Source organism: Collinsella sp. Sow4_D11, from assembly GCF_052116465.1.
Lineage (GTDB): Bacteria > Actinomycetota > Coriobacteriia > Coriobacteriales > Coriobacteriaceae > Collinsella.
Genome location: NZ_JBQKLA010000003.1, coordinates 127103 through 145230, shown reverse-complemented (window position 1 = coordinate 145230; position 18128 = coordinate 127103). Strand labels below are relative to the sequence as shown.

At 59.9% G+C, this 18128-nt stretch carries 13 protein-coding genes; 6 read left to right on the top strand and 7 right to left on the bottom strand.

What is annotated here, in order from left to right:
- The first annotated feature begins 707 nt into the window (after positions 1-707).
- Positions 708-1286 carry a methylated-DNA--[protein]-cysteine S-methyltransferase gene (locus tag ACTQ40_RS02670; protein WP_441563286.1) on the top strand — a complete coding sequence of 193 codons (579 nt, stop codon included), beginning with the start codon at positions 708-710 and terminating at the stop codon, positions 1284-1286.
- Between the two features lie 206 nt (positions 1287-1492).
- Here the strand turns inward: ACTQ40_RS02670 and ACTQ40_RS02665 are convergent, their stop codons facing one another.
- Entirely contained in the window at positions 1493-2728 is a 1236-nt protein-coding gene (locus ACTQ40_RS02665) for a chloride channel protein (RefSeq protein ID WP_441563285.1), read from the bottom strand.
- 316 nt (positions 2729-3044) lie between these two features.
- Between ACTQ40_RS02665 and ACTQ40_RS02660 the strand changes: the two genes are divergently transcribed.
- Both ACTQ40_RS02660 and ACTQ40_RS02655 read left to right on the top strand, forming a co-directional pair.
- A complete protein-coding gene (locus tag ACTQ40_RS02660) occupies positions 3045-3746 on the top strand; it encodes an ABC transporter ATP-binding protein (RefSeq protein ID WP_427718202.1) in 702 nt (233 codons plus the stop codon).
- Between the two features lie 5 nt (positions 3747-3751).
- Entirely contained in the window at positions 3752-6517 is a 2766-nt protein-coding gene (locus tag ACTQ40_RS02655) for an FtsX-like permease family protein (RefSeq protein WP_441563284.1), read from the top strand.
- 513 nt (positions 6518-7030) lie between these two features.
- Here ACTQ40_RS02655 and ACTQ40_RS02650 read toward each other — a convergent pair.
- Entirely contained in the window at positions 7031-8110 is a 1080-nt protein-coding gene (locus ACTQ40_RS02650; protein WP_441563283.1) for a 6-phosphofructokinase, read from the bottom strand.
- A 140-nt stretch (positions 8111-8250) separates the two neighbouring features.
- The gene (locus tag ACTQ40_RS02645) at positions 8251-9336 is read right to left on the bottom strand and encodes a carcinine hydrolase/isopenicillin-N N-acyltransferase family protein (RefSeq protein ID WP_441563282.1); all 1086 of its coding nucleotides are present in this window, start codon (positions 9334-9336) and stop codon (positions 8251-8253) included.
- Positions 9337-9497: 161 nt separating this feature from the next.
- Here ACTQ40_RS02645 and ACTQ40_RS02640 point away from each other — a divergent pair, with 161 nt between their 5' ends.
- Positions 9498-10883: a M18 family aminopeptidase gene (locus ACTQ40_RS02640; RefSeq protein WP_441563281.1), complete on the top strand. Its 1386-nt coding sequence runs from the start codon at positions 9498-9500 to the stop codon at positions 10881-10883.
- A 285-nt stretch (positions 10884-11168) separates the two neighbouring features.
- Here the strand turns inward: ACTQ40_RS02640 and ACTQ40_RS02635 are convergent, their stop codons facing one another.
- From ACTQ40_RS02635 to ACTQ40_RS02625, 3 genes are all read right to left on the bottom strand, one after another.
- Entirely contained in the window at positions 11169-12110 is a 942-nt protein-coding gene (locus ACTQ40_RS02635; protein ID WP_441015204.1) for a D-2-hydroxyacid dehydrogenase, read from the bottom strand.
- A gap of 123 nt (positions 12111-12233) precedes the next feature.
- Positions 12234-13121, bottom strand: a complete 888-nt coding sequence (map, locus tag ACTQ40_RS02630; RefSeq protein WP_441563280.1) for a type I methionyl aminopeptidase — start codon at positions 13119-13121, stop codon at positions 12234-12236.
- A gap of 169 nt (positions 13122-13290) precedes the next feature.
- Positions 13291-14067 carry a radical SAM protein gene (locus ACTQ40_RS02625; RefSeq protein WP_441563279.1) on the bottom strand — a complete coding sequence of 259 codons (777 nt, stop codon included), beginning with the start codon at positions 14065-14067 and terminating at the stop codon, positions 13291-13293.
- Positions 14068-14292: 225 nt separating this feature from the next.
- Between ACTQ40_RS02625 and ACTQ40_RS02620 the strand changes: the two genes are divergently transcribed.
- Entirely contained in the window at positions 14293-15090 is a 798-nt protein-coding gene (locus ACTQ40_RS02620; RefSeq protein ID WP_427795536.1) for an alpha/beta fold hydrolase, read from the top strand.
- Between the two features lie 208 nt (positions 15091-15298).
- Positions 15299-17179, top strand: coding sequence for a diguanylate cyclase (locus tag ACTQ40_RS02615; protein WP_441563278.1), 1881 nt, complete (start codon positions 15299-15301; stop codon positions 17177-17179).
- A 71-nt stretch (positions 17180-17250) separates the two neighbouring features.
- Here ACTQ40_RS02615 and ACTQ40_RS02610 read toward each other — a convergent pair whose 3' ends face one another.
- Positions 17251-18060, bottom strand: a complete 810-nt coding sequence (locus ACTQ40_RS02610; protein ID WP_441563277.1) for a gamma-glutamyl-gamma-aminobutyrate hydrolase family protein — start codon at positions 18058-18060, stop codon at positions 17251-17253.
- Positions 18061-18128 lie beyond the last annotated feature (68 nt).

Genomic DNA, 18128 nt, shown 5'->3' with positions numbered 1-18128 from the left:
CCCCCCCCCCCCCCCCCCCCCCCCCCCCCCCCCCCCCCCCCCCCCCCCCCCCCCCCCCCCCCCCCCCCCCCCCCCCCCCCCCCCCCCCCCCCCCCCCCCCCCCCCCCCCCCACTGGTCTGCGGAGTGTTCTGAAAGCTAAGCCCGGCCCCCGCCTGCGGTGACTCGGCTGCGAGCGGCCTGCGATGGGTCCGTTGTTGGTTGGGGCCGCTGGGCTGATGTGAGGGCACGTGGCCGTTGCGGGCCCTGGTCCCGGCGGCGGCCTCGGCGCTTTGCGCCTGCCGCCTTTGGGGACTGCAGGGCCGTGACGGCAGCTGCGGCGCTTCGCGCCTGCTGCCTGAGGTGACTTTGGGGTTGGGGTGAATTGAAGTTGAATACTTTTCCCGAGAAGTGAACGACCTATTTTGGACCCCCGAAGCATTGGCATATTTTGACCACTATTTCCTGCGGTTTTGCTGCGCGAATCCTGCGGTTTTGTAATCAAAAAGTGTGGATGCTTCGGGGCTTCGTTTTTACTCGTTCACTTCTCGGGAAAAGTATTAGAGCTCAGCTGGCATGGGTACCGCCCTGGCGTCGAAGCCCCGCGTCTTCTTCTCTTGATTGGGGAAAGCGGCCTCGCTTAAACAATTACGAGCCTGCCCGGGCGTATCTGCGGAGTCGTCTGCACAATTCGCGGTATTATGGTGCGGAGTTTTGAAAGGAGCCGCTGGTGGTCACGACGACGTTTGCTTCGCCTTTGGGCGAAATCCTGCTTGCCGCTGATGGCCGCGGCCTGACGGGGCTTTGGTTTGAGGGGCAGGAGCACTTTGGCTCCACGCTTCTCCGGGAAGACTCCGAACATGTTGAAGGGGCCGATGCGGTTTCCGGTGCTGGTGGCATGTCGTCGGCGAGTCCGGCTCATGGTGCGGCTTCTTCGGTGCTTGAGCGTTCGTGGGCTTGGCTGAATGCTTATTTTGCAGGGCAGGAGCCTCGGTATACGCCGCCGTTGCATATGATCGGTACGGCGTTTCAGCGTGAAGTTTGGTTTGAGCTGCTTTCTATTCCGCGTGGCGAGGTCGCCACGTATGGCGAGATTGCGGCTCGTATCGCCGCCCGCCATCGGGTGCCGGGGAACGAGGACTCCGTTGTGTCTCCTCGTGCGGTGGGGGCTGCGGTCGCTCGCAACCCTATTTCGATTATCGTGCCGTGCCATCGCGTGGTTGCCGCCGACGGCTCGCTTAACGGATATGCCGGCGGGCTCGATCGCAAGGAGTGGCTGCTTCGGCTTGAGGGCGCGTACGAGGACTAGCGCTCGAACACTTTGCATAGCCAAGATGCCGTGAAAGAACGGGACACGCTTTCCGAATGGAGACTCAGACGGAAACCACGTCCCGGAATTCCGTTTTAAAGCGGGATGCGCTTTCCGAATGGCGTCCCAAGCGGAAACCGTGTCCCGGAATACAGCCTCAGAGTGGGACGCCGTTTCCGGTTGAGACCACCTTCTTGGACATCTTTCTACGCCCGCTTCTGCAGGGCGTAGATCGACTTATCCATGTTGAACAGGTAAGCCACGACGCAGACAATAAAGAACATCGGCAGATTACCAAAGCCGAAGACTTCGCAGCCAATAAGGATGGGTGCGAGCAGCGTATTGGTGGCGCTGCCAAAGACGGCTGCGTAGCCCAGCGCGGCGCAGAGCTCGACGGGCATGCCGAGAATCCCGGCGAGTACGACACCCAGGCTGGCTCCGATGGAAAACAGCGGCGTCACCTCACCACCCTGATATCCTGCGGCAAGTGTGGCGATGGTGAGTACGAATTTGAGCGCCCAGTCCCAAGGCATGATGGCGACCTTACCGTTACCGTTGAGCGCCGCCGATATCAGGTTGGTGCCAAGGCCGCAGTATCGACCCTGCCACAGTGCGAACAGAATCGCCGATAGCGCGATGCCGATAGCGGCGATGCGCGCATAGGGGTTGGGGAGCAGCCGCGCCGCAAGGGTCTTGGCATGCGCAAGGCACCAGGCAAAGGCACCGCCTACCATGCCAAACGCGATGCCTAGTACCGCAAGCCGTCCAAGACCGGGGAGATCGAGCGCGCATGAGGCGACAACGGCGACCTCAAACTTCTCGAGTCCCAGGGCACCGGAGGCCATACTTGCGGCGAGCGAGGCTGTAAGCGCGGGAAACAGCGCGCGGTATTCCATGCGCCCTGCGACCAGTACTTCGATAGCAAAGACCGTGGCAGCAAGGGGCGTTCGAAAGAGCCCGGCAAAGCCGGCGGCCATGCCGATAAGCAAAAACGTGTTGCCGGGGTCTCGGAACGGCAAACGTCGGCCGATCCAGTGCGAGACGGTTGCACCGATCTGCACGGCCACGCCCTCGCGTCCCGCACTGCCGCCAAAGAGGTGCGTCCCCCACGTGCACAGCATAATGAGCGGCACCAAGCGCGGCGAGATGGCGTCCTCACGCCCGTGGCCTACGTCGAATACCAGGCTCATGCCGCGGTCGGTGCCCTTGCCCCAAGCGCGGTAGGCAAACACGATGGCAAGGCCCATAAGGGCGAGGAAGGGGAGGAGCAGGGTGATGTGTTCGTCGCGGAAGGCGCCGATCGCCAAAAGCACGCGTCCAAAGAGCGCGCAGATGGCGCCAACGATGATACCGACGGGGATTCCGACGGCACCCATAAGCACAAGACCGCTATAGGTGTTGAGCAGACGTTTGATTCTGCTCGATGCGCTGCTTTCCGACACTTCTCCTCCAAAACAAAAAAAGACTCCTGCCGCGGCGTGATGCCTAGGGGCATCACGTAACAGCAGAAGTCATCAGCAACAAGGCGGTTTAGGGTAACGCGGCAGCTTGGCTGGCGCACCCAACGGAGACATTCATTCCGCAGTGGCATCATAGCGGTGGATACGGTTTGGGTCAAATGGTTGCCGTGGACAGTCCTGGTGCCTGCCCGCACCCCTCGTTTCCCCATATAAAACCTGCCAAAATAAACCTGTCCCTTTTTGGTCGGTGCGAAATGGGTAATACTAAAGAGTTATCCGACCAGATGGGAATTAATCGATGGCTTATATCGAATTCAAGGACGTCGTCAAAGCATACGGCGAGGGTGACGCCCGCATTCACGCGCTCGATGGCGCGAGCTTTACGGTCGAGCGCGGTGAGCTCGCCATTATCCTGGGTGCTTCGGGTGCCGGCAAGACCACGGCGCTCAACATTCTGGGCGGCATGGATACGGCGACTTCCGGCACCGTAACGGTGGATGGGCGCGACGTGAGTTCCGCCAATGAGGCGCAGCTCGTGGAATACCGCCGCGCCGACGTCGGCTTTGTCTTCCAGTTCTATAACCTGGTTCCCAACCTGACGGCGCTCGAAAACGTCGAGCTTGCGGCGCAAATCTGCCCCGATTCGTTCGATGCCGAACAGACACTTCGCCAGGTTGGCCTGGGCGAGCGCCTCGCCAACTTTCCGGCGCAGCTTTCGGGCGGCGAGCAGCAGCGCGTGTCCATCGCCCGCGCACTGGCCAAGAATCCCAAGCTGCTTCTGTGCGACGAGCCCACGGGTGCCCTCGACTACAAAACCGGCAAGCAGATTTTGCAGTTGCTGCAGGACACCTGTCGCAAGCAGGGCATTACGGTCATCATCATCACGCACAACTCCGCGCTCGCGCCCATGGCCGATCGCCTGATCTGCTTTAAGAGCGGTCGTGTGGAGAGCGAGACGGTCCAGCAAAATCCCGTGCCTATCGAGACGATCGAGTGGTAGCGCCCATGGACCAAGATCGCCAAAACAGCCAAAACCACGATACGGAGCACGTGGGTCACGATCGGGAGTTCGCGACCTACCGTACCGCTCAAAGCTCAAATGATATGGCGCCGACGGTTTTTCGCCGTGGCATCTCCCGCACAATCCGAGGCAGTCTTAAGCGCTTCCTATCTATCGTGGTCATTACCGCGCTCGGCGTGAGCGTGATGTGCGGTCTTAAGGCGGGCTGCGAGGATCTGCGCGATTCGGTCGACGTCTATTTTGACCAGCAGAATGTCTATGACATTAACGTGCAGTCGACCTATGGCCTTACGCGCGACGATCTTGCGGCCATTCAAGAGGTCGACGGCGTCGAGACGGCCGAGGGCATCTACACCGAGACCGCCTACACCGCCGTGGGTACCACGCGCGAGCGTGTAGTCGTTCAGAGCCTTTCCAGGAAGAATATCGATCAACCGGTGCTGGTGAGCGGCGATTTGCCCGAGAGCGCCGGCGAGGTCGCGGTGACTTCGAAGTTCCTGAAGGCTTCGGGCAAAAAGCTCGGCGACACGGTGAGTTTTGCCGCCAATGACGCGAGCTCGTCGAACCAAAGCGCCAAGGACCAGTTTGCCGCGGGTGATTACACCATTACGGCCGAGGTCCTCGATCCTACTGATGTGAGCTCCGACTCGACAGTCAACGCCTTTCGCGCTGCTTCGGCTGCGGACTATAAGTTCTATGTGAGCGAGGATGCCGCGACATCTTCTTCCTACTCCGCGGTCCACGTGATCGTCGAGGGAGCCAAGAGCCTCAACTCCTATTCAGATGCCTACACGACAAAGATCAACGAGGTCAAGGGTAATATCGAGAAGATTCGCGACGAGCGTGAGAAGGTGCGCGCCCAAGAGCTGACGGTCGACGCGCCGGCAAGCTTGGATGCCTCCGAGCGCCAGGCGAATATGCTCTTTGGGATTGAGCAGGACAACATCAACCGCATGCCCCAGGGCAGTGAGGAGCGCGATCGGGCTCAGGCCGATTTGGACCAGCGCCGCGCCGCCACCGACCAGCAGTTTGCCGATGCACGCGCCGAGCTTTCCGATCTGGGCGAATGCACTTGGTACATCCAGGATCGCGGTAACATCGCAAGCTACTCAAGCGTCGAGAGCGACAGCTCTTCGATTGAGGCCATCGCCACGGTTTTCCCATTTATTTTCTTTGTCGTAGCCGCGCTCATCAGCCTTACCACCGCTACTCGTATGGTCGAGGAGGAGCGCACGCTCATTGGCTTATACAAGGCGCTCGGCTATTCACGCGGGCGAATCCTGTCCAAATACGTGGACTACTCGCTGTGGGCATGTCTGTTCGGCGGCGTACTCGGCAACATCTTCGGATTTGTGGGGTTGCCGCTGTTCCTGTTTACGGTGTTCGATGACATGTACTCACTGCCCCAGATGCTGCTTTCGTACGACATCGTGTCCTCGATCGTCTCGGTGGCGCTGTTTGCCGTGGGCGTGGTGGGTGCCACGATTATCGCCTGCCGCCACGAGATGGCCGAGACCCCAGCCTCGCTTATGCGTCCCAAGGCCCCGCGAGCCGGCTCGCGCATCTTGCTTGAGCGCATCGGCTTTATTTGGCGCCGCATGGGCTTTTTGAACAAGGTGGCAGCGCGTAACCTGTTCCGCTACAAAAAACGTGCCTTTATGACCATCTTCGGTATCGCCGGCTGCACGGCGCTCGTGATCTGCGGTATGGGCATCCGCGATACGACGGTGGCGCTTTCGCCCAAACAGCACGGGCACATCACGCGCTATGACTTGCTGGTGGTCGCCAATCCCGATGACTATGCTCAGACGTGTGCGGCGCTGGAAGAGCGTAGCGCGGCCAGCGACTCCGGCGTGCGCGTGACCTCGACCCTGCCGATTATGACCGACAACGTCACCTTTACGTTTGGCGGTAAGAGCGAGACCGTACAGCTCATTGTGATTCCCGACGACCGCACGAATGACCTGGACGATTACGTGCGCCTGGAGGATGAGTCCAAAGAACCGCTCGCCCTGCGTGACGGGGACGTGTATTTAAGCAAGAGTTCACAGCTGGTGCTGGGGATTCAGCCGGGCGATACGGCGCAGGTCCAGGATTCGTCGCTCAATGTTACCAAGGTCAAGGTTAGCGATATCTCGCTCAATTATCTGGGCAACACACTTTATATGACGCAGGGCACCTATGAGCGCGCGTTCGGCCGAAGCGCGCGTCTTAACGGCATCTTTGTGCTGCTTAAGGGCTCGTCGACCGACCAGATTGCGTTTAGCAAGAAGCTTAAGAGTGACGGTTGGCTTACGATTTCGAGTACGGCCGAGCATTGGGAGAACAATGAGGCGATCTTTACGATTACCAATTCGGTCGTAGTGCTTGTGACCTTTATGGCGGCGTGCCTGTCGTTTGTGGTGGTGTTTACGCTGTCTAATACGAATATTTCGGAGCGCGAACGCGAGCTGGCGACCATCAAGGTGCTGGGCTTCCGCCGTGGCGAGGTGCACCACTACGTCAATAAGGAGACGTTGATCCTTACGGCGATTGGCACCGCACTGGGCGTGCCGCTGGGTGGCCTGCTTGCCGAGAGCTTTACGTACGTTCTTCAGATGCCGTCGCTGTACTTTGATGTTGAGGTCGAGCCGCTGAGTTTCGTGTTCGCTGTGGTGCTTTCGTTTGGCTTTACGATTATTGTCAACCTCGCCACCAACCGAACCCTCAACAAGATTGACATGGTCGGTGCCCTCAAGAGCGCCGAGTAACCTGTTCTTGGATTCAAGTTGTAGCGAGCTGTGACGTGCCGCAGTCGCTTTATTGCATAAACCGCCCCGCAGAATGCATATTTTGGCGGGGCGGTTGCTTTTTACCCGCAGGTACCCCCAGGGGCGGCGTGCAAATTCCGGAGAATTCAGCATTCCGGAGTCCACGAGTATGGGAGCGGGCGCACAAAACTGCGCTGAAAGCCCTGATTCTGAGCTCCCAACGCCTCAAGAGCCGCTCGTTTTTACAAGATGCGGCCCATGGCGCCTGCCTTTCGCCCAAAATTCAGTATGCAGGCACCCTCGGCTGCTGAAAACTCCCAAAAATGCACGGCGCCTCCTGCCCTAGGCACCCGCAGCAAGAAGACGAATAGCCTCGGCGAGCATGTAAACGCAGGGCCCTCCGACCCCGACCGACGATTTCGATTGGCGACCTTTGACGGAGTCAAGGGAGGAGCCAAATCGAAATACGTTGGGCGGGGTCGGAGGGCCCGATGGGATGGATTTCGGCCGAGGCTATTCGTCGCCGAAGCTGATGCCCAGCGTCTTGGCCTCGCGTACCAGGTCGCTCTGGGGATCGACAAACTTGAGCTTGCCGGCGACCTCCTCGAGCGGCATGTGGCACATCTTGCCGTCACGCAGGGCAATCATGTAGCCAAACTCGCCGCGTAGGCAGCCCAGTGCCGCCTCAACGCCGCACTGGGTCGCAAAGATGCGGTCCTGGGCGTCGGGCTGACCGCCGCGCTGCGTGTGGCCGGGGATGGCGACGCGGGTCTCGCGACCGGTCTTGGCCTCGATTTCCTTGGCAATGTCGTAGACAATCGACGGACTCGTGCGCTCGGCGAGCTTCTTCTTGTACTCCTTCTTGGGCAGCGCCGCGTCCTCCTTGGAGATAGCGCCCTCGGCGACGGCCACGATCGTAAAGCGGCTGCCGGTCTCCATGCGATGCTCGATGGTCTTGATGACGTTACCCATGTCGTAGGGAATCTCGGGAATCAGGATGACGTCCGCGCCGCCCGCGACGCCGGCGTACAGCGGGATCCAGCCAACCTTGTGGCCCATGATCTCGATAACGAACACGCGGCCGTGACTCGAGGCGGTGGTGTGGATGTCGTCGATGCACTTGGTGGCGACGTCGATGGCGCTCGTAAAGCCAAACGTCATTTCGGTGCCCCAGGTGTCGTTATCGATGGTCTTGGGCAGAGCGATAACGTTGAGGCCCTCTTCGCGCAGGCGGTTGGCAGTCTTGGTGGAGCCGTTGCCGCCCAGCATAAACAGGCAGTCGAGTTGCAGCTTGTGATAGGTGTGGACCATCGCAGGCACCTTCTCGACACCATCGGCCTCGGGAATGTCCAGGCGCTTGAACGGCGTGCGGCTCGTGCCCAAAATGGTGCCGCCGCGGGTGAGGATGCCGCTAAAATCGGCGGGCGTCATGACGCGGAACCTGCTGTAGATAAGGCCCTGGTAGCCGTCCTCAAAACCATAGATCTCGATAGGTTCTTCGCTATTGGTCATAAGCGTTTTGACGATGCCGCGCATGGTGGCGTTGAGCGCCTGACAGTCGCCGCCACTGGTAAGAAGACCGATCCTAAGCATGATGAATCCTTCCGGGCAAGTTATAACATGCGCATAAGTTTACCCCCGCACACTGTTGATACGGGGGTAAAACGTGTTAGCTCAAGCGTATAGAAATGTAAACAACGTCAGGCGAGCGTAAGGTCGACGGGCCTGGCTCCTTACAGTGCGAAGGCGTCGACGTCGCCCCAGTGGCGGCGCAGCGTAATAGCGGCGGCGGGTTCGGTATTGTCAAAGACGACCGACCATTGCGTATTGCTGGTGATGTCTTCCGGATTGGGCTCTTGCGCTGCGGCGCGCAGGGCTTCCCAGGCAATCGTTTCGTCCTGGGCACCGACATGGGCGTCAAGGACATCGGCAATTGCGACGGCGCGCTCTTTACCATGGCCCAGCTCGCCGTTCCTTTGGTTGGGTAGCACTTCGTCGCCATAGCAGGGGTAGAAGTTCGTAACCTGGCGTACAGGAGTCGCTTTGAAAGCGCGGTCCGGATCGTGCGGATCCCACTCTACTACGCGCGCGTCACCGGTGGCGTCGTTGATAAAGAAGTGATAATCGCGTCCTGCCATGGCGTGCATGTCGTAGGCGGAAAGCAAGTCGACAGCTTCTTGCGTGGTGGCGGCACGGTCGAGCACCAGACGGATGGCGAGCGAGGTATTGATGACAGGGCGTTGCGTGTCCTGGTCACAGGGCTTGGAATCCAGGGTGAGCACGGCAACGGACACGCCGCATTCGTTAACACCGTCGAGCTGGGCAAACGGACCCATGAGTGCGGCGGCGCGTCCGGCGACGGAGTCAAGCGGAGTGTTATCGCCCAGGTTGTTAAGGGCGGCAAACCCGATGGAGGCATAGCCGCCGCGTGGGTGATTGCGCACCAGCAGCGCCGAGGTGTCGTCCTTAAAGTCGTAATTGCGACCGGTGCGCACGCGGCCTTCGGCATCTACGGCGACAAAAGCGCTGCAGGCAAACTGGGGAGCCTGGACATGTGCCGGCACACCGGGCAGCACCTGCGCCACCACGGCATCGATGTAGGCCTGGTCGTCGCGCACGCCAGCGGCGATGATGCGATCAAGATCGTAATCGTAGGCGATGTCGATTGCGTACAGGTCATAGCCATCCGCGTAGCCGGTCAAGCGTTTGAGCGACGCGGCGGACTTGATTTGCTTGCGGTAAACGATACCGGTGGCAGCGGCAAGGCCGACGGCGACTCCCGCGACACCGCAGGCGATGGCAATGTTACGTGGCTTCATGACGGCTCCTCTCGTCCTGTTAGCGTAATTATCGCAAAAGGAGCGCGGGCATGATGGCTCAACCTGGTGAGTGGCACGGGATTAAACATGGAATGAAGAGTGCGGCGCTGGCGTGGCGGGGTATGCTGGAGGGGACCATCAACCCAGCGAAAGGGGAGAGCATGACGGATCAGGAAACGCCCGAACGCACGCATGTGACGGCCGACGATATCGAGGCCGCCAACGACCTTATCGACTTTATCGAGGCGTGCCCCAGCATGTTCCATACGGCGGCGACCATTATGGCCGAGCTCGACGAGGCGGGCTTTACCTACCTGCCCGAGAATGCGGCATGGGACATCGAGCCGGGCGGGCGTTATTACACGCAGCGCAACACCTCGAGCGTTATCGCCTTTAAGGTGGGCGAGGACCTGGCCGCGACGTGGGGCGAGGACGGCGTTGCCGGCGACTATCATTTTCAGCTCACGGCGTCGCACAGCGATTCTCCGACGTTTAAGGTCAAGGCCGTGCCCGAGCTTGACGGCGCGGGCGAGACGCTGCGCCTGAACACCGAGGCCTATGGCGGCATGATCGACTACACCTGGTTCGATCGCCCGTTGGCGCTGGCTGGACGCGTGCTGGTGCGCGAGGGCGACCGTATTGAGAGCCGCCTGCTTACCACCGAGCGCGAGGTCGCTATCATTCCGAGCCTTGCTATCCATATGAACCGTGGCGTCAATGAGGGCTTTGCACCCAACCGCGCTGTCGACCTGTGCCCGCTCATCAGCGCCGGTGAGCTTAAGCAGGGCGACTTTGATGCTCTGATCGCCGACGAACTGGATGTCGAGCCCGAGCAGATTTTGGGCCGCGATCTGTTCCTGGTCAATCGTCAGGACGCGCGCATTTGGGGCTGGGCCGACGAGTTTATCTCGACGCCCAAGCTCGACGACCTAGCCTGCGCCTACACCTCGCTGCAGGCATTTTTGGGCGCCGAGAATGCGCATGACATCTCGGTCTTTTGCTGCTTCGACAACGAGGAGGTTGGCTCCGAGACCAAGCAGGGCGCCATGTCGACGTTCTTGGCCGATGCGTTGCGTCGCATTAACTGGTCGCTGGGCTTTGATGACGAGTCGTACCACCGTGCGCTTGCCGCCTCGATGCTCGTGAGCTGCGACAACGCGCACGCCGTGCATCCCAACCACGCCGAGAAGTGCGATGCCCACAACCAGGTCGTGCTCAACGGCGGTATCGTCATCAAGGAAGCCGCCAACCAGCACTATTGCACCGATGCCTTTAGCCGCGCAGTGTTCCAGGCCATCTGCGATGACGCAGACGTGCCCACGCAAGCCTTTGCCAACAAGAGCGATATGGCGGGTGGCTCCACGCTCGGCAATCTGTCCAATATGCAGGCGAGCATGCACGCCGTGGACGTGGGCCTGCCGCAGCTGGCCATGCACTCGAGCTACGAGACCGGTGGCGTGCGCGACGTGATGTACGCGATCCGCGCCCTCACGGCTTTCTACGAGCGCGACCTAAACATCAACGGCGCCGAAAGTGTGGAGCTCTAAAACCTGCCAAAAAAGGACGGGTTTATTTTGGCAGGTTTTATCTGGGCAAATGCCGCAATGTCAACGGTAAGACGGAGCTGCTAAGGCTTGCAGATGAAGCCGACGCCAGCGGAACCGCCGCAGGTAGAGCAAAAGTCAGCGAGAGCCCGCCGTTTGAGCCAAGGTGCCGTGAAATGAAAAGGCGCTGACCTTCTGGTCGCGCCTTTGAAATTGAACGGCAGATTGGCCAAACGGCGGGCTCGCAGCGTCGAGGGGTTCCGGCGTTTGGTAAAACGCCGGAACAATCTAATGCTCAATCCAACAACGTAAAGTTTCGCCGGCCAGCAGGTGACGCAGATTCTCCGCGGCGATGTCGACCACGTTATTGAGCGTGGCGGCTAGGTGGAACCAGCCGGAGACGTGCGGCGTGATGAGCATGTTGGGTGCATCCCACAGCGGGCTTGTGGCGGGCAGCGGCTCGGGATCGGTGACGTCGACCGCGGCGCCGGCGAGATGCCCCGATTCCAGAGCGGCAACCAGGTCGTCGGCGACCACAAGATCGCCGCGGCCGCCGTTGGCAAAGAACGCGCCCGGTTTCATCGCGGCGAAGAACTCGGCGTTCGCCAGGCCGCGGGTCTCGGGCGTGCTGGGCATAAAGGATGCGACGATGTCGGCCTCTGCCAGGCGCTCAGACAGGGCATCCATGCCGTCCATGTCCTCAAACACAATGGGGTAGACGAGCGGATGGCGCTTGATGCCGCGGACGTGCGCACCCATGCTGCGGCAGAGCGTGGCAAAGTGGCCACCGATATCGCCTGCGCCCAGTACCAGCACGTTGGCGTTTTTGAGCGAGGTGACCGGCCCCAAATCCTCCCAGCGATGCTCGCGCTGCAAGTCGTGATAGCCGGGCAGGCGCTTCATCATGGAAAGGACCATGGCAAACATGTGCTCGCTCACGGCCTGACCGTAGGCTCCGATCGAGCAAGACAGCTTGGCTTCAGCCGGCACGGTGCCGGCGGCAAGGTAGTCGTCATAGCCGGCGGTCTGCAATTGCAACAGTTGGAGATGGTCGCATGCCGTGAGCATTTCAGGGTCGATGTTGCCCAGGATCACGTCGGCATCGGCGACCTGTTCGCGCGTGATATCGCCGGCGCTCGTGTAGATAAAATCCTCGCCCGGAGCGCTCGACTCAAGAATTGCACGATGGCGGTCGTTGACGGGCAGCAAAACTAGGATGTTCACAAGCATTCCTCTCCGCTCAACCTGCCAAAAAGGGACAGGTTTATTTTGGCAGGTTTTATCAGGCAAAACGTTCAAATAAAACGCCGGATGTAAGACGAGCGTGCCCGTCAGCATCTGGCGCATCTACGGCTACCAGCTCAGCAGCTCGTAGCCGTCATCGGTCACCACGAGCTGTACCTCGCACTGGGCCGAGTCGCTGCCGTCCTTGGTGCGCACGCACCACCCATCGCCCTTGCTAATCTTAATGTCGGGTGCTCCGGCGTTGACCATGGGCTCGATAGTAAAGACCATGCCCGGAACCATGATAGTGTCCACGTCGGGCGCCTCGGTGGTAAAGCCCACAAACGGGTCCTCGTGGAACTCCTTGCCAATGCCGTGGCCACCGTACTCGCGCACCACGCTAAAGCCGGCGTCCTCGACCGTCTTTTGTACGGCCTCGGCCATCACGGAGAGCGGCAGCCATGGCTTGACGGCTGCCAGACCCGCCTCCACGCTGGCGCGGGTGACGTCGACCAAGCGCTGGCGCTCGGCCGAGACCTTGCCGATGCAGAACATGCGGCTCGAGTCGCTAAAAAAGCCGTCTAAGATCGTTGAGCAGTCCACGTTGATGATGTCGCCCTCGTGCAGTACGTCCGTATCGCAGGGAATGCCGTGGCAGACTACGTCATTGATCGAGGTACACACGCTCTTGGGGTAGCCCTCGTAGTTGAGGTCGGCCGGCGTTCCACCATGCTCGACGGTGTAGTCGTAGATCATCTGGTCGATCTGGTTGGTGGTCATGCCCGCGGTGATATGCTCACCCACATAATCGAGCACGCCCACGTTGATGGCGGCCGAGCGCTTGATGCCCTCGATATCGGCAGGCGTCTTATAGAGCGTGCGGGGCAGGACGTTCCAGCCCTCTTCCCACAGGCGCTCGAGGCGCTCATCAAAGGAGCTGTGACATTTCTTGTATTTTTTGCCGCTGCCGCACCAGCAAGCGTCGTTGCGGCCGGGTACGGGTCCTTTGTCATACATGGCTAACTTCCTTTCATCCGAGGCTAGTATAGCCCACCCGCAGAGCAGCTAATTTGGGACGGGGCTTTTTTGACTGCTTTTGTCCGCGCGGCCTTGCGCCGCCCATATCGCTCCCAAAAGCAGTCAAAAAAGCCCCGTCCCAAATTAGCTGCTCTTGGGCAGACGGGTGCTAGTAACTCACCTGGCAGGGGATGCCGAGGGCGCGCACGCGTGTGGCAATCGCGTCGAGCGCCTCGGGAGCCGCTTTAGCAAGGCCGGCGACTGGTGTCTCGCGCGCCACCGTGTAGATGGTCGCCTCCTGCGGACGAATGCGCTCGAGCGCCGCAAGCCAAGGGCCGACATATTCGTCGCCCGTGTTGTCAATAGACTTGCCTTGGTACTCGCCGGTTAGGAATAGCGTCTGAATGATAACGTGGCCATCAAAGCTCGCGAACGTCTCGATCTGGTGCTCGACGTCGTAGGGACCAACGGGCTGGTCGAGCAGCTGGATAAATGCTGGATCGACCGTATCGAGCTTGAGGATGTTGTCGTCGACCATCATGAGCGCATCATGCACCTGGGGACGGTCGGCGCGCGTGCCGTTGGAAAGCACGGCAATCTTGGTGTTCGGGGCCAACTGGTCGCGAAGCGCGACAGCGCCGGCGATAGCCTGCGGGAACTCCGGTGCGGCGGTGGGCTCGCCGTTGCCGGCAAACGTGATTACATCGGGCAGCTCACCCTCGACCGTCATCTCGCGTAGTTTGGCTTCGAGTGCGTCGAGCACCACGGCAGCCGTGTTGTGTGGCTCGTGGCAGGGGCGTTCGGCGTTGAGTCCGTTTTCGCAGTACATGCAGTCGAACGTGCAGATTTTGCCGCTGGCCGGCATCATGTTGACGCCGAGCGAGAGACCAAGGCGACGGCTGCGAACGGGCCCAAAGATAGGGCTGGCATTCAAAAACGTAGACATAGGCATATGCTCCTCTAGACAATTGTGCCTAAGCATAGCATCGGCTCCAAAACAAGGTGCGGGCTCTTGCTTTACAAGTTTCGTTTTTTCACGTCGCTCATGATGCTGTGCCATGAAAAGCCTCGGCTCGGGTACAGTTAATCTGTTAACAAGGCATAAGGCAATGCGGGTCCATCCAACCGTACTGACGTGCAACTGGATGGGCATTGATGATGGGGGCACAACATGGATTTTACGGTCGAAAATGCGGGCACCACGATTGCCTGCCGCGAGTATGCCGGCCCGGATGTATCGTCCGATGCGCCCGCCTTGGTGTGCGTGCACGGTGCGTGCGTCGACGGCACATTTTTTGACGGCATCGCCCGCGAGCTCGCCTGCGGCTATCGCGTCATTGCCTATGACCGCCGTGGTTGCGGCGAGAGCGACGATGCGGCAGACGGACGCTACGATCTGGCAGTTCAGGCTGCCGACCTGCGAGCTGTTATCCAACATGCCGGCGCCCCGGCAAATGTCCTCGCGCACAGCGCTGGCACGCTCGTTGCCCTTGAGCTCCTTCATGCGGATGCGGCGGCAGTGTCGTCTGCGATTTTGCATGAGCCGGCCGTGACAGGCGAGGGCGTTGGCTTGGGCGCAGCCCCGGTTTTGCTCGAGATGGTTGCGGCGGGGAAAGTTTCGAGGGCGCTGAGGGTCTTCTTGGGCGCTATTGGAGACCCCGATCCTGAAGCTCCCGGTATAACCAAAGCGGAAGCCAAACATGCTATGCGCAATGGACGTGGCTTTATGGCGAACGAGTATGGACTTGTCATGACGTATGGTCCCGATTGGGATCGAGTTCGCGCATCAAAAACCGTTGCCGCCGTCTGCTTGGGAGAGCTTTCGGCCGATACGTCCCGCGCGGCAGGTGCACGAGCGGCTGCGGAGTTACTGGGCTGCCCCGTTGTAACAATTCCGGGTGCGCATAACGGTCTTCGAGATCGACCGGTCGCAGCCGCCAACGCCGTCCGCGCCATTCTAAGCCGCTGATGCGTCGGTGACTCATACAGGAGAATCAATAAACATTGGTGTCTTGCAATAAATCAATCTTGAGCTGCATATTCGCAGAGGTAATTGACCCGTTCTATTGCTATTAAAAATATTACAACAATTGTGCACCTGCCTGCTCTGCAAGATGTTACTCTAGTAACGTTTAACGGGCGTACCGTTGCCAGGCCAACGACGGAAAGGGCCGCATATGCTCAATAAATATGGGGGTAATCTTACTGCCAGCGAGGCTGCCGCTGAGGTCGCCCGCGTCGCGAAGACCTACCCCGTGGTGCGTTTGCTGTCGGCCGATCAGATTAAGAGCGAGCCTAACTGCTTGCTCGCCGGCGATCGCTGCCCTTGTCTGCGTCAGTCGAGTCTTGAGGCCTTGGCAGATTCGGGTGAGGTGTCGGAGCAACTGCTCAACGATGGTGTTGAGTACCGCGCCCGTCTGCGCCCTCTAAAGGTCGAGGGTGAGCCTCACGTCTTGCTGATGGTGCGTCCGATTGATGAGCAAGAGGCCACAGAAGAGGACCTTGTCTACACCGACGTGCTGACGGGCGTGCGCAATCGCCGATATTACGAGGAAAAGCTCCGTAGCGCCCGCATGAATGCCGGCGTTGCGATGATCGACCTTGATGATTTTAGGGTCGTCAATGATACGTGTGGCCGTCATGCCGGCGACCTTGCGCTCGGTGCTGTGGCGACAGCCATACGCAGCGGAATCCGTTCGACTGACGAGCTTGTGCGCTATGGCTGTGACAAGTTTGTGGTCGTCATGCCCAATATTCCCTCCGATGACTTCACCCGTCGCCTGCATCAGGTATCCGATGCCGTTCATGCCACGATTATTCCGGGCCATGAGTACGTGAGCTTGACGGCATGTGTTGGTGGCGTTCGCATTCATGGCGAGACAGTCGATGAGGGCGTTGGCCGCGCTGTCCAGTTACTGAGCCACGCTAAGACAAAAGCCGGTACGGTCGTGACCGATGCCGATTCCATCGAGGCCTTCCAAAGCCAAAAGCCCCTGGTGCTGATTGCCGACGATTCCAAAGTGAGCCGGTCCATCCTCGGTGAGATGCTCAAGGACGACTATCGCATTCTAGAAGCCGATAGCGGTCGCGCCACGCTCGATGCGGTTGACCGTTATGGTGGCGACCTGTCCCTCGTGCTGCTCGATATTGTCATGTCGGACATGAGCGGCTGTGAGGTGCTGGCCGAGCTTTCGCGTCAGGCAGCCCTCGATAGCCTACCTGTTATTATGATCTCGAGCGAAGATACCGACGACGTGGTGTTACGTGCTTACGATTTGGGCGCCTCGGACTATATCAGTCGCCCGTTCGATGACCGCATTGTGCGCCGTCGCGTCAACAATATTATTCGACTGTATGCCAAACAGCGTCGTCTGACGAGTCTGCTGTCGCAGCAGTACAATGCGCGCGTCAATAACAGCCGTATACTCGTCGACATCATGGCGAGCGTCATGGAAGTCCGTAATGGCGAAAGCGGCAGGCATGTCACGCATATCGAGAAGTTGACTGAGCTGCTGCTTGGCGACTTGGCGCGACGGAGCGACAAGTACTCTCTTGGCAACGAGGAGCGTTCTTCGATTGCGTTGGTGTCGGCGCTGCACGATATCGGCAAGATGTCGATTGACGATGCGATTCTCAACAAGCCCGGACGTCTGACGCCCGAAGAGTTTGAAATAATGAAGACGCATACTACCATTGGCGCCGACATGCTGCGCAATCTGGGCAGAAACCATGAAGGAAGTGCCCTTTTGGACTATGCGTACCAAATCGCCCGCTGGCATCATGAACGTTGGGATGGTACGGGCTATCCTGACGGTCTTAAGGGCGACGATATCCCCATTGCCGCTCAGGTGGTCTCGGTGGCCGATGTGTACGATGCGTTGACGAGCGTGCGTGTGTACAAGGACGCCATTTCGCAAGAAGAGGCGATTCGGATGATTTTGGACGGTGAGTGCGGCGCTTTCAATCCGCTGCTTATCGAGTGTCTGCTCGAAGTGCGCGATCGCATTGCCGAGACGCTGGAGCGCCCTGCGGACGTTGTCGCGTTCCCTTCGGTTTAAGCTAGGCAAAGGGACGCCCCGTCGGACCATGTGGCCGGCGGGGCGTCCTTATTTGTTGTGCGGTTCGCGAACTAGCGGGCCTGCTTTACCTTGGCCGCCGCCTGGACAAACGACTTCCACAGGTTAAAGTCGGTCTCGAGCGTCTGCCAGGTGTACTCGGGATGCCATTGCACGCCCAGGCAGAAAGGCTGGCCTTCGACTTCGATGCACTCGGGAACGCCGTCGGTTGCCTTGGCGACCAAGCGCGTGCTCTTACCCAGACGCTCGACGCAGCAGTGGTGTGCGGAGTTGGTCTGGATAAGCCTGTGCCCGCCAACCGCGCGCTCCAGAAGCGAGCCCGGCACGACCTCGACGGGATGCACAGGGTCGTTGAGCACGTGGGTATGGCGCCACTGCGTGCGGCCCTCGCGCGCGCCCAGGCTCGGTACGTCCATGCACAGGGTGCCGCCAGTGGCGACATTGAGCAGCTGCGTGCCGCGGCAGGTGGTAAAGAGCGGCTTTTTGGCGCGGAGTACCTCGTCGACCAGCTTAAACTCAAAGCTATCGCGGATCTCGCAGCAGAGGGTGGGGTCGTAGGGTCGATCATCGCCCCAACGTTTGGGATTGACATCGGGGCCGCCAGGAATGGCGATGCCGTCGGCGATATCGACGTAATGACGGATGACCTCAATGTCCTCGGTGATGGACATCTGCAGCGGCAGGCCGCCGGCGGCAAGGATGGCATCGACAAAGACACTGGCGATTTCCTCGTTGGGGGAGAGTGTCTCGCTCAAAAACGGCTTTGCCTCTTCCCAACGCGGCGCGACGAGGATGAGCGGACGGTCGGAGGGGGCAACGTCGACGTGCGGGGTATAGGACGAGGAAGTACGTGTTCCGATCATGGGTGCTGCTTTCGAATCTGAAGGTGACAGGGCGCATGAGAGACGTGGGACAACACTTTCAATGGATT